The organism is Spirosoma aerophilum (genome assembly GCF_054782495.1).
The window spans coordinates 546,349-558,978 of sequence record NZ_BAAGSJ010000017.1; the positions used below are offsets into that span (position 1 = coordinate 546,349).

Sequence of the window (12,630 nt, forward strand, 5' to 3'; positions counted from 1 at the left end):
GTAATTTTAGGTTGTTGGTTGTTGTCGGTCCGCTTTGTTAAACCGGGCAAACGCCGTTTGCAAGTTGGCAAACTGAGCGTCGTCGACGGGGAAATCACCGTACCAGACAAATTCAAACTGGCTTGTCAGGCGCTCAAAATCGGGCCGTAGCGATGAGTTAGCCAGTTCGCTGACATATTGCCGGTTCGTTTTCTCGGGTTTGTACTGAATACGGCCGGTGTCGGTCAGGTGCTTGAGCGTTTGCAAATACAACAACCGAACGGCCAGCCGGAAATTGCGCAGGCCGACAGCTTCGTCAATGGCCGTCTGGAAATCCAGTTCGTGAATGTTTTCGTCCAGATTTTCATAGGCCAGACCAGCCGACTCGGCCTTTTTCGGGAAAAGGAAATCCAGCACTTCCGCTTTCATGAGCAGGTAAATGGCAACACCGGCAATAGCGACCAGCAGCACATACTGCCAGACGTTCTGGTACGATTCACTCGCCAGAAACTCGCCGATCTTACGGAGGAGCCACTGCCAGAGCCGCGCCAGTGGATTTTCGGGCGGGGGGGCGTCCCGGCTATATTGGTAGTCACGATCCGTTTGAAGATCCCGCCAATGATCCTGTTTGGGGTAACGCACCGACACGGGCGCCCGGTCGTCGCGGGCAACAACGGGGGGCGTGTTGGGCTTGATCTGCGCCAAAGCCACGGGAGAAACCCCTGGCAGGCACCCACACCAAAGAGCCAGCGCCAGCAAACGGGCACCAGACCGTACGCCCCAACGGGGAATGAACCACGCACGCGCTACTGACTTAATACGTTCCTTCATCCGCTGCGCGTGGTTGCGTCGTCGATGTGCCAATAGAATCAATCGCCGACATCAGGCCCCGGCCTTCCTGCCGTTCCACCAGATTGGTGTATTGGAAACCGATAGCTGTGTATAAAACAACATTCAGCAGCGTTCGGCCCACCAGATTGATCACATTCCCTAAAATAAGCCAGACAACCGAAACGTTGGGGAGCAGTTTGGCACCCGTCAGAAACGCAATGACCGTTGTGGGTACCGCGAATAGAAGTCCGATAAGGCTGACGATGAGGCCCATAACGAAAATCAACCCCAGGGTAGACCACCATTTGTCCCGAATGAGCTGGAAACAACGGGTCCAGGTAGCGCCGAAATCGGTACCTTCAAACGCCATCACCGCCAGCGACAGGGAGAGCACAACGGCCACATAAATGCCGGGAATCAGGAAAAAAATGAAGGCAATCGCCGTGATGATCGAATTAAGAATGGTAATCAGTACAGCGCGTCCGATCATGGGCTGCATTTCCAGCCAAACGTCGCTCACGCTGATGTCGCTGCTCCCGGTGCGGTCGTACACCCGCATGTGCGCGTAGGTGGTGAGAACGACCGCGACGTTGGCCAGAATGCCGAACACGATGGCCAGCCAGAAGTTGGGGGATATAAATTTGCTCATCAGCTGAAGGGTCGCCATCGGGTCTTTGGGGTCTGATGGCGACGAATCGCTCACCAGCTGGAGCATATCCGACTGCATAATGCCCGTTATGATACCCGCTACCAGGGCTACCGGCCCAACAATGTAAAGCAGAGCCATCCCCAGGCTGCGCATGTTCTGGATAATGTACTGAAAGGTGACATTTATTTTGGTGCCGAAATCGCGTTGTTCAAAGAGTTGAATCATGGCTCAGGGTACGGTTGAGGTGTATAGGATACAGAATGAAATACCAGACGATAAAAGCGGCCGATGTCAGAATGATACTTCCGCTAACCAGAGGAGGGAGGGTCAGTCGGGTGATGAAGCTTTCGAGAAAACCTGCCATGATAAAGATAGGCACTAATCCAATGGCAATTTTTATGCCTTGTTTCATGCCTCGTTTGAAAGACTCAAGCCGCGAGTAGGTCCCCGGAAACAACAGGCTGTTGCCGACGGTCAGGCCGGCGCAACCGGCAATGACAATGGCCGATATTTCGAGCGTTCCGTGAATCCAGATCTTAAGGACCGAGTCGAGGAGCAAGCCGCGTTCGTAGAAGAAATACTGAAAGGCTCCCAGCATAACGCCGTTGTAAAAGAGCATGGCCATACTGCCGAAAGACGCAAACAGGCCGAAGATGAACGTGCGGAAGGCGACGAAAATATTGTTGAGCGTAATCTGGATAAACATCGTCGACTGGTCGCTGCTGTTGTATACGCCCAGCGGGTCGCCTTTTTTGATGTTTTCGATGGTCATGTTCACGTAGCTGTCGCCCAGAATAAGCCGCACGAAGGTGTTGTCGTGCGCGGCCGATAGCCAGCCCAGTATACAGGCCGCCAGAAAAATGCCCGCCGAGAGGGCCAGGAGTGGATGCGACTGCCTGAAGAGCAGGGGTAGCTCGTATTTCCAGAAGGTAACAAACCGACTGCGGTCTTCGCGCCGGTTTTGCATCAGTCCACGGTGCATCTGCGCCGTCAGCCCGTTGAGGTAGCGGGTTACCGTCGAGTCGGGGTAGAACGTCCGGGCATACGACAGGTCGTCGGTCAGTTCTACGAAGCGGGCCGTCAGTTCGTCGGGGTCGCGTGTTGGATTCTGCTCCATGTCGCGCCACTTGTCGGAATTACGTTTAACGAAAAGAGCTTCGCGCATACAGTAAGCCGACGTGAATCGGCAGGTCGTTGTAAAGAGTGTTAAGTTGGATTAAAAATCTGTTTTAAGAAAGACTGCTGTCACTTTTGTCGGAAATATTTTGACCACACAGCCAGACTTCCGACTTTTGGCTGTTGACCGCAGGTGCGGGCCGTTTTTAGTTGATTACGCATGTCTGTTACGATCCGCACATCCCAGAATGTTTTAGTTGAGTATGAACCGGCCAGCATCGGCGACCGCATTCTGGCGGCTCTACTGGATTATCTGGTCATTTTTGGCTGGCTGCTGCTTGTCTTTGGTATTCCCGCCCGGCTGAATCTAACACCGGGAACGTTCTACACTTTTATCGTGGTGCTGCCCATTGCCCTGTATGACCTGCTGTCTGAGTGGCTGCTGAATGGCCGAAGCCTTGGCAAGATTGCCGTGGGTATCCGGGTGGTCATGCTCGATGGGTCGCAGCCGGGACTGGGGGCTTACCTGCTGCGCTGGCTGCTGCGCATCATCGAATCGGTGGGTTTTCTGGGGGGTGTTGTTCCTATCATTACCGTGGCGGCCAACGGCAAAGGCCAGCGTTTGGGCGACATTGCTGCCGGTACTACGGTCGTGAAACTAAAGCCTCCCGTTTCGCTGGACGATATACTCATGCAGCCGATATCGCCAACCTACGTGTTGCAGTTTCCGGATGTCCGGCTGCTGTCGGACCGCGACATGGGCATTGTGCGTCAGGCCCTGCGCCTGGGCGACGACAGGCTGATCGAGCGGACGGCCGATAAGATCAAACAGGTCACGGGAATTCAGACGGATTTGCCAAATCTGTCCTTTCTGGAAACGGTTATCACCGATTATCAGTTTATAACGATGCAGTAACGCGGCCGGAAGGCCGCCGTGTCGGACCGCTCTGGCGGGTTCGTTTAATCATTTAAAAGGGCCAAACAGCGCCTGGCCCAGCCACTATGCTCGATTCCATCAAATCTCTTGCCCGGCAATACGCAGCCGATATTGTTCAAACCCGCCGGCATCTGCACGCCCATCCCGAATTGTCGTTTCAGGAGCGAGATACGGCCCGCTTCGTGGCCGATCAGCTGAAAGCCATCGGGATAACGCCCCAGGAAGGCGTGGCTGATACGGGCCTGGTCGCCATTGTGGAAGGCCGTAACCCCGGTTCGAGGGTAGTGGCTTTGCGGGCCGATATGGACGCGCTGCCCATTCACGAGGCCAATGATGTTCCCTATAAATCGACCGTTGAGGGCGTCATGCATGCCTGCGGTCACGATGCGCACACGGCCAGCCTGCTGGGCGTTGCCCGCATTCTACACGTGCTGCGCGACCAGTTCGACGGAACGGTGAAGCTCGTTTTTCAGCCGGGCGAAGAGAAAGCACCGGGCGGGGCTTCGCTGATGATCAAAGAGGGGGTTCTGCAAAATCCGGCTCCCATCAGCATGATCGGCCAGCACGTAGCACCCAATATCCCGGTGGGTAAAATCGGCTTCCGCGAAGGCATGTACATGGCCAGTACCGACGAGCTGTACCTGACCGTTCGGGGCAAAGGGGGGCATGCCGCCATGCCGGATAATCTGGTCGACCCGGTTTTAATTGCCTCGCACATTATTGTCGCCCTGCAGCAGATCATCAGCCGCAACCGGCCACCCGCCAGCCCGTCGGTGTTGTCGTTTGGCCGCTTCATTGCCGACGGTGTTACCAACGTTATTCCAAACGAAGTGACCATTCAGGGTACCTTCCGGTGCATGAATGAAGAATGGCGCGCCGAGGGCAAGAAACGGATGGTGAAGCTTGCCGAAGGTATGGCCGAAGCCATGGGCGGTTCCTGTGAATTTACCATCGTTCACGGCTACCCGTTCCTCAAAAATCACCCCGAGCTAACCCGGCGGGTACGCTCGCAGGCGGTCGAGTACATGGGAGCCGACAACGTCGTTGACCTCGATTTATGGATGGCGGGTGAAGACTTCGCGTTCTACTCGCAGGTTGTCGACTCGTGTTTCTACCGGCTCGGCACCCGCAACGAAGCGCGGGGTATTGTGTCGGGTGTGCACACCCCCACGTTCGACATCGACGAATCATCCCTGGAAACAGGCGCGGGCCTGATGAGCTGGCTGGCCGTGCAGGAATTGCGGGTGGTGTAGCAAAAACGGGTGGCAACATCCTCCCCAAGTTTTTCGCCACCCAGTACCAATACTCCAACCTGGATTAGAAAAAGTAGTTATTGAGTCATGTCGTTGGCAAATCTGACTTGACGTGTTAATTGAGCCTTTTCGTGAACGTTTAAAGTTAATCTACTACTTGCACTAAATTAATGATCCGTATTGAAGAGACATCGATTCAATCAGTCTACTAAATTGTCTATTTCCAAGACACTTACTGACGCCCAATAGCCTAATCAGTAAGGTTTCTTTGTTCCTCAGGGGTCAAGATGGAAGAGAACGGAATCGTGTGACATAGAAACGTATTCTCAAGTTGGCCCATAAAGTATCGTTTTAGGCTGGTAGTTGAATCAAAAACGTGGTGCCTTCGCCTGGCTGACTCTCCACCGTTAGGCTTCCGCCGTGTCCTTTGGTGACAATGTCATAACTTAGCGACAAGCCCAGGCCCGTACCTTCTCCCGTGGGTTTGGTGGTGAAAAAGGGCTGGAAGATTTTGCCAATAGTTTCCGACGGGATACCCGTTCCGTTGTCACCTACCCAAATCTGAATTTGGTTCTCAGCCAGGCGTGTACGCAGCCAAACGGTGGGATCATAGTCCACTTCAGCCCGCAATTGACGCTCGACAAGCGCATACAAAGCGTTGTTGCAGAGGTTCAGCAGCACTCGACCCATATCCTGAGCGACCACACTGGTTGGCCTTATACTGGTGTCGAAATCCGTAATAAGTTGGGCGTTGAAGTGTTTATGCTTGGCCCGGTACCCGTGATAAGCCAGCCGCAGATACTCCTCGGCCAGGCCGTTGAGGTCGGTGGGTTGTTTTTCGCCAGTGGAGGCCCGCGAATGCTCCAGCATGCCCTTCACAATGGCTGAAGCCCGACCGCCGTGATGACTGATCTTTTGCAGGTTCTGTTTCAGGTCCCCCAGCAATTCGGTTTCCAGTTGGATATCCCGATCTGCCCGCTGCTGTTCCTCGGCCAACTCGCTGACCAGTTCGGTACTGACTTCGGCAAAGTTGTTAACGAAGTTCAAGGGGTTCTGAATCTCATGGGCGATGCCCGCCGTTAATTCCCCCAGACTGGCCAGTTTCTCTTTTTGGATGAGCTGGACCTGAGACGCGCGGAGCTCGTTTGTGCGGGCTTCTACCAGTTGTTCCAGGCGTTCATTTTGGCTGGCTAAAATCAACTGTTTTTCTTGGGAGAGCTCCTGAACTTCGTTTAATTTTCGGGTTAATGTCTTATTGATATACGCAAAATCGCTTCCTAAATAATAAGATATACTGATGGGAATACTTAGAACGCCAATTAGGTCAATACTATCCCCTAGAGTATTCCCCACTAACGAATAGGTATGAAAACCGAAGAAATTCAAATAGCGAAAAGTTAAACACAGTACAGAAATACATAAACCAATCAGCATGATACCAGCGTTTGGCTTTTTTGCTTTAAGGGCCTTTGCGATTAAATAAATAGACGTTAAGGAAAAGAATATGCCGGTACCAATTTCTGAAATGAGTACCCCTTGATTGTAACTGGCAAAGTAGCCAACTAATAAACTTATAGTCATTACGATCACCAGGCGAAAAAGTAGATCAACGCTAAAACTAAATATGTCATAAAGAGCCATGATTAAAAACAAATAAGCTAACGAGAACAGGAAGACTCGAACTGCTCCGACAGACATATATAAAGCCATTTCCTGGATGGGTACAGAATAGTACACTACCCCGATAATTAAGGAATGGCCGGCATAACAAAAAGCCATACCGGAAATAAAAAGGTTTGCTTTTTGTTGAGGGTATAAAATAAAAATGAATAGGTGTAAAACAAAGAGAATGATAAATGCACCAAATTTAATAAAGGGGAAGGCTATAAGTGTATTTATTGACTGTACTAAAAAAGGTATAAATTTTACGGGCATCAGCCGGGTCGAAAAAAAAGGATTCCGGATACTAGCAAATCGATTATAATATACATTTTTTTGACAGCCATACCGAACAGCAATGAGCACGTCCGGTCTATCTTTTGGGAGAGGTACCGTATTCCAATAGACCACTGCCGCTTTGGGGGTGGGGGTAAGCGTACCGAACCGTTCCATCAATTCACCATTAATGTAGATTTCAGAGGCTATTCGTTGACCCACAAGGAGCACGAGTGGGATGGGCACCAGGGAGGGGTTCATTCTTATCTTCAATCGTATCCAACCAATTCTACCATCCTGGAGTTGCCTCAACTCCATAATATCCTTTGTCGGATCAATCGCCTGCCAGGCTGAATCATTAAAATCACCTTTAGCGAAGGCAGGATTATCCCCGACCTGCCATTTCCAGCCTTTATTGAGTAGTAGTCCATCGCTAGAAAGCGAATCGATTTGAAAAACTTGAGCAACGCAGATTGACACACTGAATTGAAGCCCTAACAGGAAGAAAATTAGTTTCATGGTTAAGGGGTCTGGTCTAGATCGTCATTAAAAAGGTTGTACCCTTATCCCCTGTTGCTTCTACCTCCAACTTTTCTCCGTGCCCTTTGGTGACAATATCATAACTCAAGGACAAGCCCAAGCCGGTACCTTCACCCCTGGACTTAGTGGTAAAGAAAGGCGGAAAGATCTTGGCTCTGACCGACTCAGGTATACCCGTTCTGTGGTCGCTCACCATGGAGGCTGAAGTTAACAACGTGTCAGCTACCACAGTCCGTTTAGCCTGATCCGCAATTGGATTGGTTTGCCCCTGCTGCTGCAGGTTGGAGCAGGAATAAATACCAGGAAAAAATGGTAATAAAATGATTGGATAGAGGAGCAACTTATTTTTTAAGGCAGGCCAGGTTTTCATAGCACCGGAGGTGTGGAACAAAGTTATTGAATGACTAACTAAAAAAGTTTTCGTTCTATCGATCAGTCAGCAGCTTCCTTAATCGCGTTGCCGGAGCGCTTACTGGCTCCTGGGCCTGGTCTACGACCAGGGATAGGCGTTGGGCAAACGGAATAAAAAATTCACCCAGGATGTCAAAACAGACGGGACTACTAGTGCTGTACACGTTATAAACAACCGTATTAGCCCCGTCTGGATGATTACGGCACAGGTTATACGTTACAGCCACTGGTTGACGTAAAGTATAAGCAATAGGGCGTTACTGTATTTCCTGGTCTATCGCACTAGGCTATGGACTGAAATGGACACCTATCAAAAGTAACCGTCTTGTAAAAAGGCAGGTTTTATGATCTGTCCAACTCAACTCGTAGTCTATGATACGAGTTGAGTCGACAATTTGTGATAGCCAAGTAGTTTCAGAAGAGCTAATTACGTAATTTTTTACTTTTCCTCGATTTATCTTTTTGACGCGTTTGCTCCGCTACGTCTCAAGCGTAAGTGACGGATTAAGTTCAACAGTTTGTAAACAGTTAGAATATCGCCGAAACCCGCTCAAACAGGACAGCCTAACAGCCCTTATATAACCCTCCATCGACGTGCGATCAGAATGGCTAGTGACCAGCTAACACACGGGTGAGATTCATTTTGAGAATGGTATTATACCGTTAATGTGCAGCTAGAACGTTTTCCTCTCTTCTCTTCAATTTTTTGTACTTTTCATAGTGTAGGTTCATGAAAGGCAACCTTTTCGTGAACGGTTTTGGGTTGACCCGTCCGGAAAAGTGTTGACCGTTGTCCGATCCTGAAAATAAGTTGTCAGTTTTGAGATGAGAAATTAGTGAGTAATCTTAATACTGATAAAGTGTTGTCAAAGTAGATGAAACGGATTGAATTACCCAAATTGACCTTGGTCCCGAACAACTTTTGAGCGCTTGTAGATCTTCGGTTTCCAATGCTTTTTGAGCGGTTGTTCGCTCTGATGGGCTAACACCGGAGTCAGGTAACCACAGCTCATATGGGGACGAAGATGATTGTAATTGTAAATACTTTTTTCAACCGCTTTTTCGGCCTCCTCGAAAGTAACGAACACCCGGTTCAGCCGAAAGTCTGTCTTTAATATTCCATTCACCCGTTCGGCGATGGCATTTTCGTAAGGGTCACCTTGCTGAGTCATGCTAATCAAAATATTAGCACCTTTCAGCTTGTGAACATAGTCAAAGCTACAATATTGGCTCCCTCGATCGGAATGATGGATCAGTTCTTCTACCCTTTCCAAATGGGTTGATAAGGCCATATCCAAGGCCTTAATACTACCTTCCGCTGTTAAAAATGGGTGAAGACAATAACCCACAATTAGCTTTGAATAAGCGTCCGTAATTAACGAAAGATAGCCAAATCCCAACCCAATATACAAGTACGTAATATCACTAACCCAAACCTGCCGAGGAGCCGATATTTCTCTATCAATCAGTAGGTTAGGGTATCTTTGTAAGCGGTGATTCGAATCGGTGGTCTGGGGTGGCTGTCGACCCTGACGGATGACCATTGCGTGAGTCTGTAGGATCTTATGCAACTTGTCCCTTCCTAATTTGATGCCACTTTTAGCTAACGGTTCTGCCAGCAGAAGGTGTAATTTCCGAGTACCTAAACCAGGCACGTCTCGCCTAAGGGCCGTTACCAGATCCAATACTAACATCGCATGGCTCACCGATCGCTGGGAGCGACTTTTTTTAGCGTGAAAAGCTTGTCGGCTCACACCAAACAGTCGGCAAAGGCTTCCGACGCTTGCCTTTGCTATCTCGTTCTCACGAAGTTTTAAGACCGTTTGGTGCCAGACTTTTTTCGGATCGGCACATTGAGTTCTTTTTCAGCGGTCTCAATCATGGTATTGAGTGCCAGGATCAACAAGTTGGCTTGCTGTAGAGTCTGTTCCAGCTCTTGGTTGCGCTGCTTGAGGGCGGCCATGTCGCGCTTTTGTGCTTGCTTCATGGCGGGTAAAGTTAGCAGGCCCGTCTGCATCTTCTGACGGTAGAGTTGCACCCAACTACGAATCGTGTATCCACTGTGAATACCCAAATCCGTCATCACTTGGTTTACATCTTCTCCGCCGAAGAGGATGCGGAAAACGGCGGTTTCTCTTAGCTGTTCGCTATACTGGAAACGGCTCAAAAGGTCTCGAATGTGGTCTTGCATGGTTGTCGATTTTTGGTGAAAATCTGACAACCTATTTCAGTGTAAGACAGTCAATCGGCTTAACAATCTGTTGACAAACGCAGGCGGATCGGTCATATTCAGGTAATGGATGCCGACGACTTTTGCGGGCATTTACCCGCTAATCGCTCCTCGCTACAATGACCCACGTTTCCCTGCGCGCCACCCTTGGCGTGATGACAACCCTTGCCCTGCTGACCAGCGCCTGTGAGGATCACCGGCTTGTTTCCGTTCCTAATTTTCCCGCTGCTGTCGATGCTACCAACCCCGGCACGTTTCTGCCAGCGGTTTTGACTGATGTGAATGGCGTGACGGTGTATAACGGCGGATTTGGCTCGGCGATCGCTGCTGATCCGAACGACCCCGGCGCTTTCTTTATGCTGACCGACCGGGGCCCCAACATCGACGGTACGGCGGCCAATTCGAAGGTCTTTGCCGTGCCCGGTTTTGCTCCTCAGATCGGTAAGTTTCGGCTCAAAGACGGCCTGATGGTACTGGAGACGATCATTGAGCTCAAAAACAGTACGGGGGGCAAACTGAATGGCTTGCCAAACCCGGCCAACCAGGGCGGCACCGGCGAAACGGCCCTGGATGTGACGGGCAACAACCTCGGCACCAGCGTCGACGGTATTGACTCCGAAGGTCTGGCGGTTGCCTCCGACGGGACCTTCTGGGTGAGTGATGAATACGGCCCTCACCTTGTTCATTTCGATGCCAGCGGCAAAACCATCGAACGCATTAACCCGTTTGGGACGGGTACCGGCGGGCGTACCATTCCCCTCGTCTTCGCCATGCGCCGGGCTAACCGGGGTATGGAAGGGCTGACGCTTACGCCCGACGGGAAAACGCTGGTGGGTATCATGCAGTTTCCCTTGTACAACCCCTCCTCAGCGGCTATTTCAGGGTCACTGGTGACGCGTATACTGACGTTCGACATCGCCACCGGGGCTACCAGACAGTTCGTGTACCTGATCGAGAAATCGAACCTGCAGGCAATCAGCGAAATAGCGGCCATCACTAACACCACCTTTTTAGTCCTCGAACGCGATGGCGAATACGGAACCGATGCCAACAAAAGTACCCTGTTCAAGCGGGTCTATAAAATTGATCTGACGGGTGCCACGGATATATCGGACCCGGCCAATGGGGCCAACGGTAAACTGTATAGCGGTAAAACCGTTGAAGAACTGAAAACCGCAGCGGCCTTGCAAACAAATGGTATTGTGCCCGTTTCGAAAACGCTCGTGCTGGATCTGGCAACCGAAACGAACCCGGTCTATCCGCATGATAAAGCAGAAGGTCTTGCGCTGATCAGCCCAACGCTGGTGGCCATCTCCAACGATGATGATTTTGGGGTGACCGGCACCGGTACCTACACGGCTAAACGTTTGCCCGCTACCAATACGATCGACAGAAACCGGGTGTATTTCATTACGCTGAAGGCACCCGTTAAATAGTCCGGTCAATCAGCTGGTAAGCTAGTCGTTCTCTTGTCTATCGGAGGTCTGTGACCAAGGTCGCAGATCTCCGATACGTGTGTATGGCTGGCGCTGGGATCACAAGAGGTGAATTTCCTTACCGTTCCGGGGGCACCATATCCCCAATAAACCGATAGGGGTTCGTCAGGTCGCAGTCGGAGGAGAGGGCCGAAAAACGCTGGCTGACAACGGTAAGCCTTGCTTCGGTAGCCGGTTGGCAGCCGGCTGTGTAACCACTGGCCTGAACAGCTACCGCCATGATGTCGCCGTTCGGCCAGACCTCGCGCCGGATGGTCATGGGCTTGTCGGGACTGTTCGGGCAAAGCGACCGGCTGATGGGTGGGGTGGGGCTGCCTTTCCCGTGCCTGGCGACGAACGCTTTTTCGAGAGCCTCGGGGTAGGGACAGGAAATTTTGAATAACGTATTGTCGTAGAAAAACAGGTAAACGTCAGCGAGCACCAGGCCCAAGATGGTGACGCTGCTGGCCCGGAACGTACGGATATGGGCGCAGGGTAAGGCAATTGTTCCTTTTACCAGCGACTGGCCTTCTTCCCGGAAAGCTGTATTTGTCAGTGAGTCGGGCGTGGTGCTGCCAAGTGCATAGGGCCCCAGGCCGCTGATGGCAGGCTGGGCAGGTAGTTTGCCGGGGATTAGAAAAAGCAGCAGCAACCAAAACCGGTAGGTCATTGACACGGGTGTGAGAAAAGTCGGTCAGGAAATTTATCACTAATCCCGTTAACAATCCGATAGTTTTGGATAAAACGGCAACCGGACGGCCGAGAACCAGTACTCGCAAAGCTGCTTCACCACCAGATCGAGGCCCGCCTGATCCCCCGATTTGAACACGACGGAACTGGCCCCGGCTTCGTAGCAGGCATTCACCTGCGTGTCAGACAACAGGCCCGACCAGACCACCACCGGAATATTCTTTAAGTTCACATCGCTCTTCAACGATCGCAGCACCTCATAGCCGTCTACTCCGGGCATGTGCATATCCAGCAACACCAGGCTGGGGAGCGTTGTTGCCGTCTGAAAAGGAGACAGCAAACGGCTGCCATCGGTTAAATGATGGAGCGTGATCTGTTTGGAATAAACGTGAAAAGCGTGCTGAAGCAAATAAAAATCGTCGTCGTCGTCATCAATTAAAACGACTTCACAATGTTGGTCGGGACGGAGGGGCATGGTTGAATGGAGTTGATGCGAAAAATAGGGTTCATACTCCGGAGAGCAGTGGCTGGATTTTAAAATTTATTACACGGGAAATGGTGGTAGCCTGAACATCGTTAGTTTA

At 51.1% G+C, this 12,630-nt stretch carries 11 protein-coding genes and 1 pseudogene; 3 read left to right on the plus strand and 9 right to left on the minus strand.

Translation table 11 applies throughout. The features are described from left to right. Window positions 1-6: 6 nt before the first annotated feature. The 3 genes from ACYVK4_RS24615 to ACYVK4_RS24625 are packed head-to-tail and all read right to left on the minus strand — an operon-like array spanning window position 7 to window position 2,624. Entirely contained in the window at window positions 7-810 is an 804-nt protein-coding gene (locus ACYVK4_RS24615; protein WP_461130223.1) for a DUF4129 domain-containing protein, read from the minus strand. Beyond that, on the minus strand, window positions 794-1,684 hold the full coding sequence (locus ACYVK4_RS24620) for a hypothetical protein (RefSeq protein WP_461130224.1): 891 nt from the start codon (window positions 1,682-1,684) through the stop codon (window positions 794-796). Before ACYVK4_RS24620 ends, ACYVK4_RS24615 begins: the two co-directional genes overlap by 17 nt. Beyond that, window positions 1,668-2,624 (minus strand): stage II sporulation protein M, encoded by a 957-nt coding sequence (locus ACYVK4_RS24625; protein WP_461130225.1) that lies wholly within the window; start codon window positions 2,622-2,624, stop codon window positions 1,668-1,670. The genes ACYVK4_RS24620 and ACYVK4_RS24625 overlap by 17 nt, the downstream gene beginning before the upstream one ends. A gap of 171 nt (window positions 2,625-2,795) precedes the next feature. Here ACYVK4_RS24625 and ACYVK4_RS24630 point away from each other — a divergent pair, with 171 nt between their 5' ends. After that, window positions 2,796-3,491, plus strand: a complete 696-nt coding sequence (locus ACYVK4_RS24630) for an RDD family protein (protein ID WP_461130226.1) — start codon at window positions 2,796-2,798, stop codon at window positions 3,489-3,491. 86 nt (window positions 3,492-3,577) lie between these two features. Beyond that, the gene (locus ACYVK4_RS24635; protein ID WP_461130227.1) at window positions 3,578-4,765 is read left to right on the plus strand and encodes a M20 metallopeptidase family protein; all 1,188 of its coding nucleotides are present in this window, start codon (window positions 3,578-3,580) and stop codon (window positions 4,763-4,765) included. Between the two features lie 351 nt (window positions 4,766-5,116). On the opposite strand, the gene ACYVK4_RS24640 is transcribed toward ACYVK4_RS24635, so the two are convergent. The 4 genes and pseudogenes from ACYVK4_RS24640 to ACYVK4_RS24655 all read right to left on the minus strand — a co-directional run bounded on the left by ACYVK4_RS24640 (window position 5,117) and on the right by ACYVK4_RS24655 (window position 9,842). Further along, on the minus strand, window positions 5,117-5,965 hold the full coding sequence (locus ACYVK4_RS24640; protein ID WP_461130228.1) for a sensor histidine kinase: 849 nt from the start codon (window positions 5,963-5,965) through the stop codon (window positions 5,117-5,119). 1,270 nt (window positions 5,966-7,235) lie between these two features. After that, on the minus strand, window positions 7,236-7,610 hold the full coding sequence (locus tag ACYVK4_RS24645) for an ATP-binding protein (protein ID WP_461130229.1): 375 nt from the start codon (window positions 7,608-7,610) through the stop codon (window positions 7,236-7,238). 931 nt (window positions 7,611-8,541) lie between these two features. Continuing rightward, a pseudogene (locus ACYVK4_RS24650) lies at window positions 8,542-9,453 on the minus strand (IS3 family transposase); the annotation flags it as partial. Window positions 9,454-9,464: 11 nt separating this feature from the next. After that, the gene (locus ACYVK4_RS24655; RefSeq protein ID WP_461130230.1) at window positions 9,465-9,842 is read right to left on the minus strand and encodes a transposase; all 378 of its coding nucleotides are present in this window, start codon (window positions 9,840-9,842) and stop codon (window positions 9,465-9,467) included. 158 nt (window positions 9,843-10,000) lie between these two features. On the opposite strand from ACYVK4_RS24655, the gene ACYVK4_RS24660 reads away from it, so the two are divergent. Further along, the gene (locus tag ACYVK4_RS24660) at window positions 10,001-11,317 is read left to right on the plus strand and encodes an esterase-like activity of phytase family protein (RefSeq protein WP_461130231.1); all 1,317 of its coding nucleotides are present in this window, start codon (window positions 10,001-10,003) and stop codon (window positions 11,315-11,317) included. A gap of 118 nt (window positions 11,318-11,435) precedes the next feature. Here ACYVK4_RS24660 and ACYVK4_RS24665 read toward each other — a convergent pair whose 3' ends face one another. Together ACYVK4_RS24665 and ACYVK4_RS24670 are read right to left on the minus strand one after the other, a co-directional pair. Further along, window positions 11,436-12,026 carry a hypothetical protein gene (locus ACYVK4_RS24665; RefSeq protein WP_461130232.1) on the minus strand — a complete coding sequence of 197 codons (591 nt, stop codon included), beginning with the start codon at window positions 12,024-12,026 and terminating at the stop codon, window positions 11,436-11,438. 48 nt (window positions 12,027-12,074) lie between these two features. Beyond that, window positions 12,075-12,521, minus strand: a complete 447-nt coding sequence (locus ACYVK4_RS24670; RefSeq protein WP_461130233.1) for a response regulator — start codon at window positions 12,519-12,521, stop codon at window positions 12,075-12,077. Window positions 12,522-12,630 lie beyond the last annotated feature (109 nt).